23 protein-coding genes are annotated in these 20,482 nt (G+C 45.2%); 8 read left to right on the forward strand and 15 right to left on the reverse strand.

What is annotated here, in order from left to right:
* Positions 1-107: 107 nt before the first annotated feature.
* A complete protein-coding gene (locus HY805_06915) occupies positions 108-2,771 on the reverse strand; it encodes a PAS domain S-box protein (protein MBI4823941.1) in 2,664 nt (887 codons plus the stop codon).
* Positions 2,772-2,892: 121 nt separating this feature from the next.
* Between HY805_06915 and HY805_06920 the strand changes: the two genes are divergently transcribed.
* The 4 genes from HY805_06920 to hemG are packed head-to-tail and all read left to right on the forward strand — an operon-like array spanning position 2,893 to position 6,858.
* Positions 2,893-3,900, forward strand: coding sequence for a methionine synthase (locus HY805_06920; GenBank protein ID MBI4823942.1), 1,008 nt, complete (start codon positions 2,893-2,895; stop codon positions 3,898-3,900).
* Positions 3,897-4,535, forward strand: coding sequence for a dTMP kinase (locus HY805_06925; GenBank protein MBI4823943.1), 639 nt, complete (start codon positions 3,897-3,899; stop codon positions 4,533-4,535). The genes HY805_06920 and HY805_06925 overlap by 4 nt, the downstream gene beginning before the upstream one ends.
* Positions 4,532-5,482 carry a ferrochelatase gene (hemH, locus tag HY805_06930; GenBank protein MBI4823944.1) on the forward strand — a complete coding sequence of 317 codons (951 nt, stop codon included), beginning with the start codon at positions 4,532-4,534 and terminating at the stop codon, positions 5,480-5,482. Before HY805_06925 ends, hemH begins: the two co-directional genes overlap by 4 nt.
* Entirely contained in the window at positions 5,479-6,858 is a 1,380-nt protein-coding gene (gene hemG / locus HY805_06935) for a protoporphyrinogen oxidase (GenBank protein MBI4823945.1), read from the forward strand. Before hemH ends, hemG begins: the two co-directional genes overlap by 4 nt.
* Here hemG and HY805_06940 read toward each other — a convergent pair.
* The 10 genes from HY805_06940 to HY805_06985 form a co-directional block, all read right to left on the reverse strand.
* Positions 6,825-7,142, reverse strand: coding sequence for a divalent-cation tolerance protein CutA (locus HY805_06940; GenBank protein ID MBI4823946.1), 318 nt, complete (start codon positions 7,140-7,142; stop codon positions 6,825-6,827). The two genes, hemG and HY805_06940, sit on opposite strands and share 34 nt — an antisense overlap.
* On the reverse strand, positions 7,135-8,136 hold the full coding sequence (locus tag HY805_06945) for an aminopeptidase (protein ID MBI4823947.1): 1,002 nt from the start codon (positions 8,134-8,136) through the stop codon (positions 7,135-7,137). Before HY805_06945 ends, HY805_06940 begins: the two co-directional genes overlap by 8 nt.
* Positions 8,137-8,258: 122 nt before the next feature.
* Positions 8,259-9,488 carry a hypothetical protein gene (locus tag HY805_06950; GenBank protein ID MBI4823948.1) on the reverse strand — a complete coding sequence of 410 codons (1,230 nt, stop codon included), beginning with the start codon at positions 9,486-9,488 and terminating at the stop codon, positions 8,259-8,261.
* On the reverse strand, positions 9,485-9,880 hold the full coding sequence (locus HY805_06955) for a hypothetical protein (GenBank protein MBI4823949.1): 396 nt from the start codon (positions 9,878-9,880) through the stop codon (positions 9,485-9,487). Before HY805_06955 ends, HY805_06950 begins: the two co-directional genes overlap by 4 nt.
* On the reverse strand, positions 9,877-10,416 hold the full coding sequence (gene pilO, locus HY805_06960; GenBank protein MBI4823950.1) for a type 4a pilus biogenesis protein PilO: 540 nt from the start codon (positions 10,414-10,416) through the stop codon (positions 9,877-9,879). The genes HY805_06955 and pilO overlap by 4 nt, the downstream gene beginning before the upstream one ends.
* Positions 10,407-10,931: a PilN domain-containing protein gene (locus HY805_06965; protein MBI4823951.1), complete on the reverse strand. Its 525-nt coding sequence runs from the start codon at positions 10,929-10,931 to the stop codon at positions 10,407-10,409. Before HY805_06965 ends, pilO begins: the two co-directional genes overlap by 10 nt.
* On the reverse strand, positions 10,928-11,878 hold the full coding sequence (pilM, locus tag HY805_06970) for a pilus assembly protein PilM (GenBank protein ID MBI4823952.1): 951 nt from the start codon (positions 11,876-11,878) through the stop codon (positions 10,928-10,930). Before pilM ends, HY805_06965 begins: the two co-directional genes overlap by 4 nt.
* Positions 11,879-12,106, reverse strand: coding sequence for a hypothetical protein (locus HY805_06975; GenBank protein MBI4823953.1), 228 nt, complete (start codon positions 12,104-12,106; stop codon positions 11,879-11,881).
* A gap of 52 nt (positions 12,107-12,158) precedes the next feature.
* Positions 12,159-13,115 carry a biotin synthase BioB gene (gene bioB, locus HY805_06980; GenBank protein MBI4823954.1) on the reverse strand — a complete coding sequence of 319 codons (957 nt, stop codon included), beginning with the start codon at positions 13,113-13,115 and terminating at the stop codon, positions 12,159-12,161.
* A gap of 6 nt (positions 13,116-13,121) precedes the next feature.
* Positions 13,122-13,403: an acylphosphatase gene (locus HY805_06985; protein MBI4823955.1), complete on the reverse strand. Its 282-nt coding sequence runs from the start codon at positions 13,401-13,403 to the stop codon at positions 13,122-13,124.
* 218 nt (positions 13,404-13,621) lie between these two features.
* Here HY805_06985 and HY805_06990 point away from each other — a divergent pair, with 218 nt between their 5' ends.
* From HY805_06990 to HY805_07005, 4 genes are all read left to right on the forward strand, one after another.
* Complete coding sequence (locus tag HY805_06990) at positions 13,622-13,810, forward strand: hypothetical protein (GenBank protein MBI4823956.1); 189 nt, start codon at positions 13,622-13,624, stop codon at positions 13,808-13,810.
* Positions 13,810-14,076 (forward strand): type II toxin-antitoxin system RelE/ParE family toxin, encoded by a 267-nt coding sequence (locus tag HY805_06995; GenBank protein ID MBI4823957.1) that lies wholly within the window; start codon positions 13,810-13,812, stop codon positions 14,074-14,076. Before HY805_06990 ends, HY805_06995 begins: the two co-directional genes overlap by 1 nt.
* Positions 14,077-14,298: 222 nt before the next feature.
* A complete protein-coding gene (locus tag HY805_07000; protein MBI4823958.1) occupies positions 14,299-15,318 on the forward strand; it encodes a transposase in 1,020 nt (339 codons plus the stop codon).
* Between the two features lie 65 nt (positions 15,319-15,383).
* Complete coding sequence (locus HY805_07005; GenBank protein ID MBI4823959.1) at positions 15,384-15,818, forward strand: MerR family transcriptional regulator; 435 nt, start codon at positions 15,384-15,386, stop codon at positions 15,816-15,818.
* A 20-nt stretch (positions 15,819-15,838) separates the two neighbouring features.
* Here HY805_07005 and HY805_07010 read toward each other — a convergent pair whose 3' ends face one another.
* From HY805_07010 to HY805_07025, 4 genes are read right to left on the reverse strand one after another with little or no spacing between them, the layout of a single operon-like run.
* The gene (locus tag HY805_07010) at positions 15,839-17,206 is read right to left on the reverse strand and encodes a phosphomannomutase/phosphoglucomutase (GenBank protein MBI4823960.1); all 1,368 of its coding nucleotides are present in this window, start codon (positions 17,204-17,206) and stop codon (positions 15,839-15,841) included.
* The gene (locus tag HY805_07015; GenBank protein MBI4823961.1) at positions 17,203-17,526 is read right to left on the reverse strand and encodes a tetratricopeptide repeat protein; all 324 of its coding nucleotides are present in this window, start codon (positions 17,524-17,526) and stop codon (positions 17,203-17,205) included. The genes HY805_07010 and HY805_07015 overlap by 4 nt, the downstream gene beginning before the upstream one ends.
* 38 nt (positions 17,527-17,564) lie before the next feature.
* The gene (locus tag HY805_07020) at positions 17,565-19,955 is read right to left on the reverse strand and encodes a PBP1A family penicillin-binding protein (GenBank protein ID MBI4823962.1); all 2,391 of its coding nucleotides are present in this window, start codon (positions 19,953-19,955) and stop codon (positions 17,565-17,567) included.
* A gap of 32 nt (positions 19,956-19,987) precedes the next feature.
* Positions 19,988-20,443: a Mut7-C RNAse domain-containing protein gene (locus tag HY805_07025; protein ID MBI4823963.1), complete on the reverse strand. Its 456-nt coding sequence runs from the start codon at positions 20,441-20,443 to the stop codon at positions 19,988-19,990.
* Positions 20,444-20,482 lie beyond the last annotated feature (39 nt).

Genomic DNA, 20,482 nt, shown 5'->3' on the forward strand with positions numbered 1-20,482 from the left:
AGGTGAAGTCTATCATAAAAAACCTTTTTTTTCAAGAGGTGCCTGCAGGGGGGAATCCCCAAATCTGCCGATAGGATTTAGTAGGTCGTCTTTTAAGACCCTAACGATTAGTTTCCATTTAGCATTCTGAGAAACATCTCAACCACTTTTGGGTCGAACTCCTTGCCGGCAAGCGACTTTATGTACTCCAGCGCCTTCTCCGCAGTCCACGCGGGGCGGTAGGGCCTGTCGGAGCGCAGGGCGTCCCATACGTCCACGACCGAGAATATCCGCGCCTGAAGGGGTATCTCCTCGCCCATGAACCCGTGGGGGTATCCAGTTCCGTCCCATTTCTCGTGATGGCAGTAAGGTATGTCCATTGCCGGACGGAGAAAGGCAATAGGGGAGAGTATCTTGTGGGCTATGACCGGGTGGTTCTTCATTATCTCCCACTCCTCGACGGTCAGCTTCCCCGGCTTGAGCAGTATGCTGTCAGGTATGCCGAGCTTTCCTATGTCGTGGAGGAGCGCGCCGCGCCTCACTTGCACCAATTCTTCATCGCTCATTCCCATCGCCGCCGAGATGCTCACGGTCATCTCGGTAACGCGCCGGGAGTGTCCTTCCGTCTCCTTGTCCCGGTAGTCGAGCGCCCTTGCCAAACCCTCTATGGTTGCATCGTAGGCAATCACAAGCTCGTCGCGTGAGCGCTGAAGCTCGGTCAGTATCACAGAGTTGTCCACGGCTATCGCCGCCTGACCGGCAAGGGAGGCCAAAAACTCAAGCCAGTCCGGGTCGAGCTTCAATTGAGACTTATGATATATTTCAAGCACTCCCCTGACCGCTCCCTTGGCTACGAGGGGCAAGCCTATGTAGAAGTCGAAGCCCTCCACGGCCCTAAAGGCGCGGAGCCTCTCGTCTTCGACGCCGGTCAGGCTGGTCAATATAATCTGCCTGCGCTCAAGGGCGACCTTGCCAGCATACCCTTCGCCGAGATGCTGGGACACCATGGAGGCGGCACGAGTCGCAAAGCCCCGCCCGGCAACATGTTCGAGCATCTGTGAGTGCAGGTTCAGGAGAAGCACATCCGCGGCGTCCACCCCCAACTTTACGACTATGTGGTCGAGCAGGATATTGAGGGTCACCCTGAGGTCGAAACTCGAGCTTATAGCCAAGTCTATGTCCCTCAGAGCGGTAAGGCGCTCGAGACTGCGCCTCTCCCTCTTCTCAGCCGCCCGCTTTCCCTCATGCGCCCAGATGGCGATTATGCCGTTGGCAAGGTCGTTTGAAAGTTCCGTAAGAAGCGTAATCTCCTCCTTGTCGAAGGCATCCGGCTCCGGGGCGTATATGGAGAGGGCGCCGAAGACTTTCAAGCCGTCCTTGAGAGGCAGGGCTATGGACGAGGCGTACCCGCGCTGGAGCGCCCCTTCCCTCCAAGGGGCCATTATCGGGTTGGTCGCTATATTGCTGACGAAAACCGGCCTTCCCGTCCTTACGGCCGTGCCGGTCGGCCCCCGGCCGTATTCCGTATCCGCATACGTGATGTGCGCCGCATCGAGGTAACCCTCCACTGCCCCGGCCCACGCCGCCGGGCGCACGGACTTCTCCTCGTCGTCCATGGCGTATCCCACCCATGCCATCCTATATCCGCTGCACTCGACTAAAACCCTGCATATCTCTCTGAGCAACGGATATTCTTCTTTTTCCCTGACGAGGGCCTGGTCGCAAATCCTTATGGTCTCAAGCGCCCTGTTCATTCTCATCAAGTCTGCCTCGTTCTGCTTTATCTCAGTGATGTCCCTTGCCGAGTAGACTGAGCCGACGAGTGTGCCGGTTTCATCATAAATAGGGGAGACGTTGACAAAGAAGAAGCCGCCTAAGCGTTCTTCAAAAACCTCCGCAGTGTGCGGCTTGCCATCCGCAAGGAGTTTCTTGTGGGGACACTGGGGCGGAGGCTCCTTTGTGCCATGGACGTGCTCGTAACAGGTCATGCCCACCACCTCGGCAGGCGTAACCCCTAACGCATCGGCCATTGCCTTGTTCGCCCTTGTTATGTGGAAATCCCTGTCAAGTATCATTATGGGGTCTGTTATGGTATCGAAAGTCCTCTCCCACTCCTCCTTTGCCTTGATTATCTTCTCCTCGGCCCGCTTGTGCTCGGTGATGTCAAGGAAGCTGCCTATGACCGCAGGCCTTTCAAGGTATATTGTTCGAGAGCCATAGACCTCAACGTTTATGACCTGCCCGTCCTTCCTCACACACCGGAACTCATAGCGGACAGATTCCACCACGCCCGAAATCCGCCGCCTCAGATTCTCCTCAACAATAGGCCAGTCCTCCGGATGGACGACGTCCTTAGGCCCCATCCCCCCCGTCATCTCCTTAACCGAGTAGCCGAGCATCTCTGATAGTACAGGGTTCACATACTTGAAAACGTAGTCCTGAATTATATAAACGCCAACGAGCGATTTTTCGGTGAGGGACTTGAACTTCTCCTCGGAAATCTTGATGGAGAGGAAAAAAGGCTTTATCTTCCTGAGGCCGAAGAAGAGCAATGAGGAGAATCCGAGGGCTACAAGCTCTGCAAGCAGGTCAGGATAAATTCCGTACAAAAATATGTTCGCGAGGACTATGACCCTCCTTATAACGGCAAAGGGAATGGCCACTGCGATTAATATCCAGCCAATGGATCTCTCGGTTACGCGGATGAGCCTGAAGGACAAATAAGCCGCCGCCACCTGAAAGGCGAGCGAGAGTGCGACAACGGACGAAATGAAAACAATCTTCAACTCCACATGCAAATGGTATCACAACCGTATGCACTTGTGCAAAACAGTGCAGGGGGGAATCCAGCGTATAGGGTGTGTATGGGTTCGAGAATTGACCCTGCCTTAGCCTTTCGGTTAAGATTTCTCTATGGAGATTAAGCCATTTTCAACAACAGGCATTGGAAGCCTTCCCCATACAGACCCTCTAAAGGCTGTAAGGGTTGTCCTTGAGACATTTGACATACCATTCTGGCCACAGATGACAAGGCTCTCATTCAAGGAAGGCATGATTGCCCAGTATTCTGAGGGAATGCCTTTTATAAAGGTAGATTCAGAGCAAGGCTCTATATGGATAGACAAAGACAATCCTCAGGGTCTTGAGAGGTTTTATGAGACTTACACAGATGAAACACTTATTTCAATCTCAGAGGACTATGCAAAGGGGCTTTATGCCTTCCTTAACTTGATAAGAGAAAGGCAGTTTGAGTTTCTCAAGTGCCATGTGACAGGTCCTCTTACATTCACTTTAGGACTTAAGGACAAAACAGGTGTGCCTGTTTATTATGACGAGGAGCTAAGGGAGATTTCCCTTATGCTCCTTAAAGCAAAAATCAGGTGGCAGATTGAGACATTCAAAGTAAACGCAAAAGGCGTTATAATGTTCATAGATGAGCCAATCCTTTCTGCATTGGGAAGCACTGCTTATATTGGGGTAAAAGAAGATGAGGCACTTAGACTTCTTAAGGAGACCTCGGATGCCATCTGGAAAGCAGGTGGAATCCCTGGGATTCACTGTTGTGGAAGGGCAGACTGGCCACTGGTTACGAAGGCAGGCGTAAGGATATTAAACTTTGATGCCTATGGATATGCAGACACACTGATGATATATCCAGAGGAGATAAGGAGTTTTATGGAGCAGGGCGGAATACTTGCATGGGGAATTGTGCCAACGACAGAGGCAATAAGGCGGGAGACAGATACCTCCATAAGGAGGCGGTTTCTTGAGGCATTAGATAGATTTTCAAAGCACATACCCATTGAGAGCCTGCGTAAAAACATTATCCTTACACCCTCATGCGGAACAGGCTCTTTAAGCATCCCCGAGGCACTGAAGGTCTTTCAACTGCTTGCGAGGCTTAAGGAGGATGTGTCATGACAAGAGGAATATTTATATCGTTTGAGGGCATAGAAGGCACTGGGAAAACAACACAAGTTGTGCTCATTAAAGAGTATCTCGAAAAAAAAAGGCACACTGTTATAATTTCCAAAGAGCCGGGTGGAACAGCCATAAGCGAAAGAATCAGAGAGATTCTTCTTTCCACAGAGCACAAAGAGATGGATAGCCTCACAGAGCTTTTCCTTTATTTTGCCTCTCGAAGACAGCACATAAAGGAGCTTATTGTCCCTTCTTTAGAGGCAGGCAAGATAGTAATCACAGACAGGTTTTCCGATTCCACAAAGGCATATCAGGGATATGCGAGGGGCATAGATGTGGGCTTTATAGATACCCTTAACAAAGCAGTCACAGGCGGGCTCATGCCTGACCTGACAGTGCTTCTCGATACAGATGTAGAGACAGGGCTGAAACGGAACATGGGAATTAACAAACTCGACAGGCTCGAGCTTGAGGATATAGAGTTCCATAAAAGGGTAAGAGAGGGCTATCTCCTTTTAGCCAAAAAAGAGCCTAATAGGATAAAGGTCGTAGATGCAGGATTAACTGTTGAAAAGATACATGACAGGGTAGTTGAGATAGTAGAGAAATACCTTATGAGGGGTCAGAGTCGCTGAATAATCCTGCTATAATCCTTCTTAACTTAGGCGGACCTGACTGCATCGAGGCAGTTAAGCCGTTTCTTTATAATCTCTTCAAAGACCGTGAGATTATCAGGCTTGGTCCATCGTTTATGCAAAAGCCCCTTGCATGGCTCATCTCGAGCCTGAGGCAGGGAAAGACAAAGGAGGCATATACCCTCATTGGAGGCAGGTCCCCTATCTTAGACATTACAATGGCACAGGCAGATGAACTTCAAAAGGCAGTAGGCTTAAAGGTCTATGTTGCAATGAGGTACTGGAGACCATATACAGATGATGTTGTCAGAGAAATTAACAGGGAGGGCATAAAGAAGCTCATTTGCCTGACTCTATATCCTCATTACTCAAAGGCAACGACAGGCTCTGCAATGGAGGACTTTAAAAGGGCTGTCAGGAAATACCCTATTGAGTATCATGCAGTTACCTCTTGGTTTAACCAACCTTCTTATATAGAGGCACTTATCCATGTAATTAAAAAAGGCGTTGGGAGCGTTCAAGACATCCATCTCCTTTTTAGTGCACACAGTCTTCCTCAGAGATTCATAGACGAAGGAGACCCATATATGAATGAGATTATGGGGACGATTAACGAGGTAATGAAGCACTTCCCTAACATGACTAACAGGTGGCATATATCTTATCAATCAAAGAGCGGTCCTGTAAGGTGGCTTAAACCTTCAACTGATGAGATGTTAAGAAAGCTCTCGGCAGGAGGTGTTAAGAATGTCCTCGTTATACCAATAAGCTTTGTCTCGGACCATATGGAGACACTTTATGAGATTGATATATTATACAAGGGCATTGCCGAAAGGCTCGGCATAGAGCTTAAAAGAACAGAGTCTTTGAATACCAATCCTATATTTATTCGCGCACTCAGAGAGATTGCCTTAGATGCAATTAAATCAGCAGGTTGGAGCCTATGAGCCTAATAATCATTGGAGGTGGAATCTCAGGGCTCTCTCTTGCCTATAGCCTCGTTTCAGGTAAAGGAGACATCGAGCTTACCCTCATAGAGGCTGATAGAAAGTTAGGCGGAAAGGTCTGTAGCCAGACCGAAAGAGGCTATATTTTTGAATCAGGGGTCAATGCCTTTCTTAATAACAAGCCTAAAACCCTCGAGCTTGCATCACACCTTTTGCTTCACCCGCTTAGAAGTAGCGATTCTGCAAGAAAAAGGTTTATATATTCAGAGGGAAAACTCCACAGGCTTTCTGAATCTCCGCCTGCCTTTTTAGCCTCATCCCTTATGAGTCTTCCGGGGAAGCTGAGAATCCTCCTTGAGCCTTTTATGCCAAAAGGAGCTAAAGATGACGAAAGCCTTGCTGATTTTGCAAGAAGAAGGCTTGGAAAAGAGGCATACGAAAAGCTCATAGACCCAATGGCATCAGGCATCTATGCAGGCGACCCAGAGACGATGAGCCTCAAAAGTTGTTTTCCAAGGATATATGAGCTTGAGAATGAATACGGTTCTCTTATAAGGGCATTGATAAAGCTAAAGAAGGAGGCAAAAAAAACAGGGGCAAAGGTAAGTGCAGGTCCATCTGGTGTCCTCACCTCATTCCCTTCAGGCATGTCGAGCATGACCGATGCCTTAGGAGCAGTCCTTAAACACAGGATAAAAACCCAAAGCAAGGCAGTCTCCATAGAGAAAACAAAACAGGGCTATGCAGTGTATTTAGAGGATGGCTCGAGGCTCGAGGCAGAAAGGATTGTCCTTGCCACACCTGCCTATGAAAGTGCAAATATCCTTAAAGAGATGGATAAAAGTTTTTCCGACGCCCTCGAGGAGATTCCGTATCCGCCTCTCTCTATTGTGGCTTTGGCGTATAAGAAGGAAAAACTAAAGGCATCCCTCGATGCATTTGGATTCCTCGTGCCCAAAAAAGAGGGAAGAAGAATCTTAGGTGCGCTTTATGATTCAAGTATATTCCCAAATAGAGCACCTGAGGGCTATGTTCTTCTTAGGTGCATGGCAGGTGGTGCAAAGTCTCCTGAGATTGCACTTATGGATGATAAGAGGCTCCTGAGTTCGGTCCTTGAAGACCTAAGAGACATTTCAGGCATAAGGACAGAGCCCGAGCTCATTAAAATCTTCAGACATGAAAAGGCAATACCACAGTATCTTATAGGTCATAGCGAAAGATTAAGAAAGATAGATGAGATACTGCAAAGATATAAAGGACTCTATATTACAGGTAATAGCCTAAGAGGTATCGGGTTTAACGACTGCATAGAGAACTCATATAAGTTATCAGAAAGGATTCTTCAGCCTGTTACCTCAGAAAGCCACTTAAGATAGTCCTCTGAGCCTTCTACTATTGGAAGTGCAATGACCTCTGGCACGGAGTAGGTATGAAGCTCCTTAACCCTCTTAAGAAGTGGCTCAAAAAGGCTCTGCCTTGTTTTCAGTATCATAAGGACTTCAGGTTCATCCTCAATCTTACCCTGCCAGCTATATATAGACCGCACTCCCTTTATGATATTTACACAGCCTGCAAGCCTCTCACTTACAAGTGCATTTGCAATCTTGACTGCCTCATCCTCATTGGGTGCTGTGATAAAGACAACGATGTATTCAGACATCATCTATAAACCTCCCATCCCTCATAAGCTCTGTCTTTGTGCCTTTCTTATCTATAAGTATTAGGGTTGGCTTTAGGAACACAAAGTCCTGATGAAAAGGCGTCTTGACATTACCCCCAAATGAGCTATTGTCTCCCAGTGCTATGTGTATAGTGCCCATTATCTTTTCGGATTCAAGGATGTTATCGAGCCTTTTTGCCATATCATTTGTGCCAATGCCAAGCTCTGCGATATTTCTGTTTTCCTTTCTTTCATTGAGCTTTTCTCCGAGATATGTGACATAAGGCTCACTGCCCGAGACATCTTTGACATTGCCTTCCTTTACGATGAGTGTAATGGGTGAGGCAAGTCTTCTCGTTGGTGCCCATTCTAAGATGAGCTTTCCATTAGCAGTTCCTTCGATGGGCGAAAGGAAAACCTCACCTGCAGGAAGGTTTCCAAAAGAGCCTGCCTTTGTAAGTATACCTGTGTCAGAGTGGATTTTTCTTTTGCCTCTTTGAAATTTAAGGTGTGTGCCGTTTGAGGTCTTAATCTCTATGGAGTCTGCTTTTCTTAATGTCTTTGAGATGAGGTCTGTCCTTTTCTTGAGTTCCTTATAGTTGACAGCCATTCCTGTCTCAAGCATCCCTACATCGAAAAGGGGCATGCTGGCATATCTGCTGCCGCAGACCTTAGTAAGGAGATTTCTAAAAAGCGTATGGGTCGTTGAATAATTAGAAAGGGCAATCACTGCATGAGGTGCAGATTTTTTATATCTCAGGATTATCTTTTGGGCTTGTTTAATCTGTGCATCAGTTGCCTTCTTGCTGAGTAATGGCTTAAGTATGCCTGCCTTTTTGAGAGCACTAATAGCTCTTTTACCAAATGCACACTCCCAAAGTTTTAAAGGTGGCTCTTTTGCATGTGTGCCCGTGGCAGGATATTCATAAAAAAGCACTTTTTTCGAAAGGCTTCTGCCTGCCTCGGCAGTTAAGATAGCAATGTCTCTGAGCATGTGCCTGCGGTTGAGGTCTGCCTTTTCTATATTTTCTTTCTTTGATGGCGTATCAGTGAATACCAGAACCCTTTCTGAGCTTTTGACTTTGAGGTTGACTATGTATATAGCCCTTATGGCTTCTACAAGCCCGATGTCTCTGTCTCTTTGATTATGGTAGGTGTGATAAAGATAAGGAGTTCAAGCTGGTCGTCTCTTTTAGCCTTGCTTTTAAAGAGCCATCCGAGAAGGGGAATCTTTGAAAGAAATGGAACCCTCGTTTCCCTATTGGAGTCAGCCTTTCTGTATATACCGCCTATGACTATCGTCTCTCCGTCTTTTACTATAAGCTGTGTCTTTGCCTCACGGGTATCCTTTGGCGGGATTCCAAGAACCGATTTTCCGAAGTCAAACTCATCCCTTTTGGTGTTTATTATCATAGCCACTTTATCATCGGACACTGCCCTTGGAGTCACGGAAAGGGAAAGGGTTGCCTGAACCCTTTCAACTGAGGTTGTTGTCACCCCCCCTACCGTGGTGCTTGTCCCAGAAGGCACAACTATCTCTGTTCCGCTTGTTATCTGAGCCTCCTGATTTTCAAGAACCCTTATGCGGGGGCTCGAAAGGATTTTTCCTGCTCCTGAATCCTCTAAGGCAGACAATACGGCATTAAGACTGAAATTGTCTTTAATATATCCCAAGCCCAATGAGCCTGTGGCAGCGCCACCTGTAAGAGGGACATTCACCGAGAAGGAGCTGTCAACTACCCATTCTGTGCTTTGTGCCGACCAGTTTATGCCAAACTCCCTTCTGAAGTTCGAGCTTACCTCCACTATCCTTGCCTCTATCATTATCTGTGCAGGTTGTATGTCCATGTTCCCAATCAGGGAGCTTATCTTGTCAACGACCTGAGGTATATCCTTCACAATTAATGAATTCGTAGATTCCACAGGTATTATCTGACCTTTGCCACTTAAAAATCCATTCAACGCACTTACCGATTTATCCGAGACCCTGAGGTATTTAAGTTTGAATTCCCTGACAACTACATACTCCTCCTTTTTTTCATAATCGGTAAGAGGCTCTACTAAGAGAAGCCCAGTCCTGACGATGCGATATGTATAGCCCTTGCTTTTTAAGATGGACTCTATGGCATCCCATAGGGGTATACCTTTGAGACTAACTGTCACATTGCCTGAGACAGAGTCATCCACAATGATATTTATACCGTGCTCCTGACTTAATGCCCTCAGGACATCTTTTATTGGCACATCCCTTAGCTCCATGGAAATCATTGGTCCTCTTTCTTCTTGAGCAAAGAGAGGCTGAAGGAAAACTAATACTAAGGCTATTGTTAAGACTATTGCCTTCATTTCTGTAGTTGTGTGCCTCTTATGGCAAACCTATCTATGCCAAGAAGGAATTTTTTGCCATTTCTTTCAAAAAGCACCTTGTCTCCTGAAATATCTAAGATTTTGAAGCCTGAGACAGTGTCGCCCTTTCTATAGAACTCTCCATTTATTATAGCCACTGCCTTTTTTCCATTAGATATCACCCCGCCTATCTTAATCATGAAAAGCCCCTCTTCCTTAACAGCAGTCTCCACCTTAAACCTGTCCTCGTATCTGACAAAGGGGTCTCTGCCCCATTTAGGCTGTTTATCCTTTTTCAGCTCCTCAATCTTTATGTCCGATAGCTCCATAGGATAAGAGGTGCCTACAAAGAGAAAAATAACGAGTCCACTTATGATAAGCCATGTCCTCATGTTTTCTCAAGATATGTCAGTGCTTTTATTAAGGCTATTCCCTGTGGGTAAACCGCATCGTTTGTCTCAAAGCGGATGGACTCTATAAGGAGAAGCCTGTGCTTTTCCCCAAGGTATCTTACGAAATCGTAAAGCTGTCTATATTTAACCCTTAGCTCTAATTTAAGCCGCATCTCTATAAATCTATCTTTCTGCCTTACTACCTCTGGAGATATAGATATAAAGTCAACTCCCAGTGCATTTGCCTGTCTGCTTATCGCAAGAAACATCTCATGAAATGTATCTGCCTTTGGAAGGGTAACAGGCATGGCTTGAGGAACCTCAGGAGGCTGTGCCTTTATAACAGTATCGAGTGTAGTTACATCTTTTAGGATGCTCTCGAAGCTCTGCCTTTTAATTCCAACTGCCTTTTTAGAAGGCTCATAAAGAAACATATAAGGAACGATAAACACAACTATGGCAGTAGTTATGCCTGCGATGAGCTTTTCTCTCAGGGAAAGCCCTTTCAGCTTCTTTTTTATAGCATTCAGGTCCATTGCACCTTAACCTTTAGCTCGAATGCTACATCCTTCTGTCCTTTCTGAGAGAAGACTATCTCTGCATCCGAAAAATAAATGGATGCCTCGAGCCTCGACATAAAACTGGCAACTGCAACCTGACTCTTTGAAAGTCCATTGACCCTCATATAAAACCCTGCCTCAGAATCCCTTACATCTATGAAATTCAGCCATACCTCATCAGGTATAACTACAGACAATTCGCTCAGCACAATGTCCCATGGCGGTGTCTTGTTAATCGCACCGGCTATCTCTTTATCATCAGTAATAACTAAAGGAGGGGGTGGTGGCTTAATCTGTCTTAGAAGAGCGGATTTTCTTTCCTCTGTCTTTCTTATCTCGGATTCAAGGTTTTTAGCCTTTATTATATTAGATGCAGACAGCCCTGCCACTCCTATAACATATGCCACAACCGTAATGCCTATATAAAAGACAATACCCTTCGAAGGTCTTGGTATCTTCCCTGCTGAAAGCAGGTTCAGGGTTTCCTTCAATTAGTCCTCCTTGCCAGTCCAATAGCAACCGAAAACCTTGGGCTGATGGACCTTATAGTCTCATCAGCCATCTGAAGACCAATAAATGGGTCAGGGACACTGACCAATATGTCAAGCGCATGAGAAAAAAACCTTCCTACTGCCGGGTTTATTGCCACACCACCTGTGAGTATGACCTCGGAAAAGGTTTTCTCCTTGAAATTTGCCTGATAATAATCCATTGAGCGCAGGGTCTCTTTAAGGAACTCCTCGAGAGGCTCTTTTAGTTCTTCGTCTCCTTCCCGTAAGAGCCTTTCTGCTTCCTCTTTACCGACTGCACTGGTGGTAAGGCTCTGGATGATAAAATTTCCTCCAATATCAACGGTCCTTGTCAGTCTGAGGATTCCTGCCTTTAGTATATTAATTTCAGTTGACACAGCACCTATGTCGAGCATTATCGTATTGCCTGCTGAACTGGGTTTAAGAGCCCTTATAAGGCAAAGAGGTGAAATATCTATGGCTATCACATTTAGCCCTGCTTCCTTGAAAGGCAGTAGATAACTCTGGATGTTTTTCCTCTGTGCTCCGGCAAATATCACTGAAATGCCATCTGTAACAGCAGTTGCCACATAATCATAGACTGCCTCCTCGGTTGGATATGGGAGCTGTCTTTTGACCTCCCATTTTACAGCCTCTTTTAGCTCGGCATGAGGCATTGGCGGGAAACTCACTGCCCTTACAAAGGCAAGATTCCCTGGAAACTGAACGATTGCAGGTCTTCCTGAAACTCCAATGCCTTTTAAAAAATCCCTGAGTGTGCCAATCAGTCGTGCCTCGTCTGACATGATGTTGTGCGGTATGTCTATATATGTGGCAAGAGTAACCCTTCTGCCCTTTAGCTGAGCCACCTTTAGAGAGCCGCCTCCGAGGTCAACACCAAATATAGCAGCCCTGAAAAGCCCTCCCAATCAATACCTCTTTGCAAAATAATATGCCATGAAGAACATGAACGCAGAGACAATTAAGAGGGATATTCCAAACCCGATTCTGTAGGAAAATGTAATAGTGTCAACCTTGGCTATCATCCTCGCAGAGAGCTCATTTATTTTTTTTAGGGCAGATGGGGTGAATAAGAACATTGCGCCCAATAGAAATGCCAAAACCCCTAATGCGAAAGAGATGTTAACTATAGTCATAGTCACCTCCTTAAAGTTATTCTTTAAAATATAGACATAAATTACTCAAATGTCAAGGATTTTTTAGGCCGTAGTGCTTTATAAGCTTAAGGTCATCTTCTATTTTTCTGCCTGTAGTTGTAAGGTAATCTCCTATAAGGAGCCCATCTGCGCCTGCCATAAAGGCAAATGAATTGAACTCACCAAGGCAATGTCTTCCACCGCAGAGCCTTATTTCTTTTTGAGGAAGGAGGAATCTATAGAGGCTTATGATTTTAAGTGCCTCAAATGGAGGAATCGGCTCTACATGCTCACAGGCAGTGCCGGGTATTGGTATGAGAAAGTTTATTGGAATCGAGTCTGCATCGAGCTCCCTAAGGAGCACTGCCATTTCAACCCTGTCCTGCCAGTCCTCTCCAATGCCGAATATTCCTCCTGAGCAAAGCGAAAGCCCTGCTGACTTCACTGCCCTTATAGTCATAAGTTTCTCTTCATACGAATGGGTTTTACATATCTCAGGGAAAAACCTTCTCGAGGTCTCAAGGTTATGATGGTATCTTTCGAGTCCGGCTGACTTAAGGGTTCTGAGTTCATCCTCTTTAAGCAAACCTAATGTTGCACATGGAAGAAGGCCAATGCCTCTTACAGAGGCAATCATCAGTGCAATCTCTTTAAGCTCCGTTGGGGTTGCCCTTTTTCCACTTATTACTATGCAGAATCTTTTTGCACCCGAGGTTTTTGCTTTTCTTGCTTTTTCGATGACTACATCCTTACTTATCAGGGGATAGCTCTCGAGCTCTGTTTTTGCCTTTGCTGATTGGGCACAATAGGAGCAGTCCTCGGGGCAGGCACCTGATTTGGCATTTACGATTGAGCAAAGGTCAACACTGTCTCCCCTGAATGCCTTTGTAATCTTATTGGCATAAAGGAAAAGCTCGAATATATCTCCATCGGTCTCTGAGATGGCAATGGCTTCCTCTTTTGATAGGAAGCCTCCGGATAGGATTCTTTCAAAAAGAGCCTTTAGCATCTTCTTTCAAAAATACCTTATTGAGAATCCTCTGAACTCTGCTTGAAACTCTTCCCATTTAACGGATATATCGCTGACCTTTGAGACAGGAGGTCCCTTTTGGCATAGACTTATGGCTTTCTCTATGTCTTGTCTTTCTCCTTCAAAGACAGCCTCGACCCTTCCGTCGGGCAGGTTTCTCACCCAGCCTTTTAGCCCGAGGGAAAGGGCGGTTTCCTCTGCGAATGACCTGTAAAAGACACCTTGAACCCTGCCTGAGATTATTAGATGCGCCCTCGATAATGCCACAGTTTTAGATTATATCATAAAGTGTTTTTTTATTACCCATACACGTGCCCTGTTGCCTCATGTAAAAATCTTGATGAAATGGCGAGGGATAAACCTAAGAGGCGTAAGGAAGTGATGGCGGGGATTGTGCGAGCGATTGAATTTTACCCTCTGTCTGTTTCTTTATGATATAATTTTACAATATAAGCACCTTATCGGAAACATAGGAGGATGCATAAATGAAGAATATTACCATTGAAACTCTTTACAACAAAGTTGTCGAATTGCAACAAGATGTTGTTCAGATTAAGAAAAGTCTTCTGGAAGAACCCGGGTTGAGAACAGAGTTTATTCAAAGGATGAGAGATATTGACCTTGAAAAGTCTATAATGGTTAAAGATTTTGGAAAAAGATACGGTCTGAAATAGTGTACAGACTTGCTATTAAAGAGAGGCTGGATAAAAAATTCAAGCAACTTCAGAAAAAAGACAAGGAAATACTACGATTAATTGATAGAAAGGTGCAAGATATCCTTGTTGACCCTTGCCGTTTTAAACCTTTAAGAAAGCCGCTACAAAACAAACGGAGAGTTCATGTAGGCGGGTCATTTGTTCTGGTATACGAAGTCAACGAAAAAGAGAATTTAGTTACGCTGTTGGATTTTGACCATCATGATAATGTGTATGAAGTATAAGCGGTATATCGCTTAAAAAAGACTGTGGTTTTGATAAGTTCTGGGCCCTTGCTCTGGCTGTCCATGCGGCCGGGATCACGAGAGACAAGCCAAGAAGGAAGAAGGAAGTTACGGCGGGTATTGTATAAAGGTGAACAGCATCATGACATGGCGCCTCTGAATAAGTTCAGATACATGTGAGATAAAATAGAGGGGTTAAAATTACTAAGGAGGAACCTCTCTATGAGAATTTTTTGGCTTCAAAAAGAATTCTATTACCTCTGGAAACATGCTCCACCAAGCCTTACCCCTAAAGAGTTGGATAGGCTAAGGGCTATATCACTCTGGCAGGAAACAAACAATACAGGGCTCGTCTTAAGAACCTTCGGTATGAGCAGAGCCACACTCTATAGATGGCTTAAAAGATTCGACCCCAAAGACCTTACCTCGGTAAAGGAACAATCACGCCGCCCAAAGAATCTAAGAAAACCTGCATGGTCATACGACCTCATAACGGCAGTTAAACGGCTCAGGCAACAGTATCCCAGATGGGCTAAAGATAAAATTGCTGTTCTTCTTAGAGGAGAGGGTTTTGAGACCTCTGCCTCAACAGTGGGACGCATTATCAATCACCTTAAAAAGAGAGGGGAATTAATTGAACCGAAACGAAGAGTGGTTTCTGCAAAAAGACGCATACAAAGACCTTATGCAGTAAGGAAGCCCAATGATTACACGGTTATAGAACCGGGCGACCTCGTTCAGGTGGATACCCTTGATATACGGCCTGTACCGGATACTGCGATTAAACAGTTTACAGCAAGGGATATGGTCTCAAGATGGGATGTGATAGAGGCGAGAAGCCGCGCCACTGCTAAGACAGCAAAAGATTTTCTGGATGCGGTAGAGAAAAGAATGCCATTTCCACTAAAGGCGATTCAGGTGGACGGCGGATCTGAGTTCTTCTCGGAGTTTGAGGAAGCCTGTAAACAAAAAGGCATCAGACTCTTCGTCCTGCCCCCTAAAAGCCCAAAGCTCAACGGCCATGTGGAACGCTCAAACAGAACCCATACCGAAGAGTTTTATGAGGTCTATAACTGCTCATGGGTCGTCCCGGAACTGAATAAAGAACTCCTGCAATGGGAACATACCTATAACTGCATCAGACCCCATAAATCACTCGGCCTCAAAACCCCCTTGCAATTCTTACAAGACCATGGCATTATCCATGACTATAAACCTCTCTTGGAGTCTCATATGTCCTGAACCCATACACTTGCTTTTTTTTGTCTAAAGTTGTTTAATAATCAGGATTATCTTATAATTTGAGTATGGAAAAGAGAGTCAGAAAAGAGCTAAGCGAAGAGCAGAGACGGGGCATGCCGCTTTATCCTATAGGCGTGGTGGCAGAGCTTATGGGCACAACGGACCAGACACTAAGGCTTTATGAAAGATATGGTCTTATCAAGCCTGCAAGGAGAAACAAAAACAGGTTTTATTCTGAAAACGACATCAAGTGGCTTAAGTGCATAAGGGAGCTTATCCATGACAAAAAGATAAGCATAGAAGGTATAAAAAAACTTCTCGATTATGCACCCTGCTGGGAGATAACCCAGTGCTCAGAGGAAAGAAAGTCTGCCTGCTCTGCTTTCATAGACAAGACAAAGCCTTGCTGGGAACTGAACAGGATGATATGTCACAGAAACTCAGGCAAGATATGCGAGGACTGTGTGGTTTACCTCTCGCAGAAGATGAAAAAGCAATAAGAAAGAAATCCTTTTTATCTCTAAAGCAGTTTTCTTAATTCTGTCTCGACAAGGTCTTTTATCTTTTTAAGGGAAGCCTCATCTACTGCTTCAAATCTCATAACAAGTGCAGGCTGGGTATTCGATGCCCTGATTAATCCCCATCCATTGGGGAAATTCACCCTCACACCGTCTATGTCGATAACAGGATAATCCTCGAATGCCTTTTTGACCTTCTCCACAATAGCGAATTTAATCTCATCCGGGCAGTCAAACCTAATCTCTGGTGTCGAGACCATAGGGGAGACGCCTTCGAGGAGTTTTCTCACCGAATAAGGCTTTCCTTTTTTTGCAAGGATTTCCATAAGCCGAAGGCTTGCATATATGGCATCGTCATATCCTAAATACCTGTCCCTGAAGAATATATGTCCGCTCATCTCTCCGGCAAGCAATGCACCTTCCTCTTTCATCTTCTTTTTAATCAGGGAATGCCCTGTCTTCCACATGATGGGTATGCCACCATGGTTTTTTATATCGTCATAAAGGGTTTGTGAGCATTTTACCTCTCCGATTATTGCGGCATTAGGGTTTTCTTTCAGGATGTCCCTCGAAAATATAACCATTAATTTATCTCCCCAGACAACATCTCCCTTTTCGTCCACAACCCCAATCCTGTCTGAGTCTCCATCATAGCCTATTCCGAGATTGGCATTTTGCTTTGTAACGGTCTCGATAAGCTTCTTTATATTTTCGAGGACAACAGGGTCGGGGTGGTGGTTTGGAAAATTCCCATCGGGCTCCGAGTAAAGCTCTATGACCTCTGCACCCAATCTCCGCATAAGCTCTGGAGCTACGAGCCCGGCTGTGCCGTTACCAGAATCGAGGACTACCTTTATGCCCTTAAAAGGATTTGTGTTAGGGAAACCCTTTGCCACATAATCCATATACGCAGGGATTATCTCGTATGTTTCGACCCCACCTTTACCCTTTATGGCTTTGCCTGACTCTATAAGCTTTCTTATGTCCTGTATCTTATCTCCATAGAGGGTTTCTTTTTCCACAGAGAGCTTTAAGCCATTGAATTCAGGAGGATTGTGAGAGCCTGTTACCATAATGCCACCATCCACATTTAGATGGAAAAGCGAGAAGTACTGCAGTGGCGTTGGGCACATCCCAATGTCTATAACGCTGACTCCGCTTTCAATCAGCCCCTTTTGTAGAGCAGAGGATATCCGAGGCGAGCTGACCCTTACATCCATTGCAATGCTTATCTTTAAGGTTTCTTTTTTCAGATTTTCCCTTAGATAGAAGGCAAAACCTCTGGCAATCGATAAAACCCCCTCCTCTGTGAGGTCCTTGCCCCACACGCCCCTTATGTCATACTGACGGAATATTCTTGGGTTTATCATTGAGCCTTTTTTTGTCTTTTCTCAATCAGGCTTATTTCGCCAATAAGACTCTGAGGATTAAACTCAGGGTCTAAAAGATATGCCTCATTGAAATAAGAGGCGGCTTCTTTGTCGTTGTCGAGCTTATAGCTTGCATATCCAAGGAGATAGTATGCCTTTGCAGAAGGAGACTCCAAAACATACTCTTTCATCAGCTTCACTGCTTCGGTGAAGTCTTTCTTGGCATATGCCTTTAATGCCATTTCATATGTGGTTTGCTCGGCAAATGACAAAGACACCATCAGGATAAGCGAAATCATAAAACACAGGATAAATCTCATATAACACCTCCTTTCGATTTTACCATGACCTTTCATGCTCAGGGACTCTTAGCTTGAGATGAAGGCACATTTGCAAGCGAGGATGAGTTTTCTGATTCAGGAACATTTGTAACAGAGTCATCCTTAAAGAACTCTATTTGGCTTTCCTCGCCAGGGGCATTAACTATCTGACCCGTATTTATGTCTACGAAACGGCTTACAATGCCATCGGGCATCTCGAAATCCCTTATCTCATAATCTCCTGTTACGGAGCGCATAAATCTCAACCACACAGGCAGGGCGGCTCTTGCGCCTGTTTCCTTGTTTCCAATTGGCCTCATATCGTCAAAGCCTATCCACACGCCAGTAAGGATGTCAGGCGTATAGCCTAAAAACCATGCATCTCTGAAGTCGTTCGTTGTGCCTGTTTTTCCTGCAACAGGTCTTCCAAGTGCCTTTGCACCAACGCCTGTTCCATAGTTTACAACATCTTTCAGCATAGATGTTATAAGAAACGCAGTCTGAGGGCTCAGTGCTTCGGTGCCATTTGGCTCTGTGCTTTCAATGACTCTTCCCTGAAGGTCTGTAATATATTTTATGGCAATCGGGTTCATTTTCATGCCTGAGTTTGCAAATGTGCTATATGCGGATGTAAGCTCAAGCGGTGATATGCTTAAAGAGCCGAGAGCAAGGGTCAGGTCCTTTGGCAGGTCACTGTCTTTGATGCCGAGGTCTCTTGAAAAATTCAATATCTTACCCAGCCCTATCGCCTCTGCAAGTTTGATGGTTACTACATTTCTTGAATAGGCAAGTGCCTCCCTCAGGGTTATACTGCCGTAGAATTCTCCATCGTAGTTCTTTGGGTTCCATTCCTTTGAACCGCTTTTATAGGTGAGCTCCTCATCCATGATAAAGGATGCAGGCGTATAACCGTTCTCTAATGCAACCGAATATACGATGGGCTTAAATGCAGAGCCCACCTGACGCTTTCCATACACTGCCCTATTGAATTCGGCTTTTGTGTAGCAACTGCCTCCTACAAGTGCCTTTATATAGCCTGTATGCGGGTCAATAGAAACGACTGCGCCCTGAACCTCGGGCTCTTGCTCTAACATGAGCTTCACTATATTGGCTTTTGCCGACTTAACTTTTACCATGACAACATCCCCGGGCTTGAGGATTTTTGTCAGGTCAAAGTTTTGGATTGTCTTTTTTTTGCCGTCGATAAGGGTGTTGCTTGCCCATAGGGCATCTGTCAGAGATAGCATTCCTGAGGAAAATGCCATATCAACCACTGCCTCGTTTTTATTGACGCTAACTACAATGCCTTCTAAGATGGAGCCCACCTGTGGCTCATCTGTCTTAAAGCCAGAAGAGGTGTTTTCCTTAGATGTCGTGTTGGCTCCAAATATCTTGACCATAAGCTTATTAATACCCTGCTTTTTTATTTGAGGTTCGTTATTTTTTGGGACTATGTCTCTATGCTCTACGACTCCGCGCCAGCCTCTTCTTTTGTCAATGTCCCTTAAGCCTTCCTCAAGTGCTATCTGAGCCTCGATCTGTGCTTTTCTGTCAAGTGTCGTGTAAATCCGCATACCGCTTTTATAGATTGCATTTGCATCGTATTTAGCCTCGATGAGTTTTTTTATGTAGTCCACAAAATAATTATAAGCAGACTCGCTGTTAGTTTTTTCGCTGAGTCTGACAGGTATTTTCTCTGAGGTCTCACGCTCCCCTCTTGTGATATAACCCTCTTCTTCCATTCTCGAAATAACATATAACTGTCTTTCTCTTGCCCTTGTGCGGTTGTTAAATGGAGAATAATTCGATGGTGCCTTCAGAATGCCGACAATGAGTGCGGCCTCAGGCAGGGTTATATCCCTTACCGACTTTCCGAAATACACCCTCGATGCCATCTCTGCCCCATAGGCTCCGTGTCCAAAATATGCCCTATTCAGATAAAGCTCTAATATCTCCTCCTTTGAAAGGGTGCTTTCTATTTTTACGGCAAGGGCAACCTCTCTCAACTTTCTTCTAATGGTCTTCTCTGGTGTCAGGAATGTCATTTTTGCAAGCTGTTGCGTAATCGTAGAGCCACCTTCTTTAATCTGACGGTGAAGAAGGTCTTTAAGTGCAGCCCTCAGGATTGCAAGATAATCTATGCCACTGTGCTGCCAGAAATGCGCATCCTCGACAGCCACGACTGCGTTTATCAGATGCCCAGGCATCTTTTTAATCGGCACAAAGATTCCCTTTTCGAGCTTTATCTCACCGATAAGGGTGTCGTCATCTGCATATACCTTTGTGCTTGGGATGTCCTTATACTGCTTTAGCTCCTCCACGGAAGGCACACCCCTTGCGAGTGCAAGGTAGCCTCCAATGGCAGTGCCTATCAATAGTGGGATAATGAAAAAGAAAACTATGAGCTTAAGTCTTGTCTTAACCCTCATTTATAAATTATACCTCTGATTTAAAAATACTGTCAAAGCCATAATGCAATCTCTTCCCTCAACCTTTGCATAAAATTTCTGTAATGCGTGCCTTCCCAGTAAACCCTCTGGCAGGAGGTGCATCTTAAAAAAGAGTCATGGTTTCTGTAGATGTATTCGGGAACAGAGTCCGAAACAGCCTCTTTTTTTTCGCTCATAAGGGTCCCGTTACAGTTAGCACATCGTCTTTTATCAGGCATCTTTAGCCTTAGTCCCTTTATCACTTCAGTAAGCTGATGAAAGACATCGTCTGAGCTTACGAAAAAGCAATCTCCGACCTTTCTATTCAGGAAATGTGTATCTCTCGTGAGTATGATTCTTTGCTCCTCCATTGCAATCTTAAGGAGCACACTGTCTGTAATATCGGGATGGTAGATTGTATCGAAGCCCATGAGCCTGAGCCATCTTGCGAGCCTGCCAAGCATCGAATCGGCAATGAATCTCTGCATATTAAAAAAACATGGCAGTCCGCGTGAGGCTCCACGGAC

Source organism: Nitrospirota bacterium, from assembly GCA_016207905.1.
Lineage (GTDB): Bacteria > Nitrospirota > Thermodesulfovibrionia > Thermodesulfovibrionales > JdFR-86 > JACQZC01.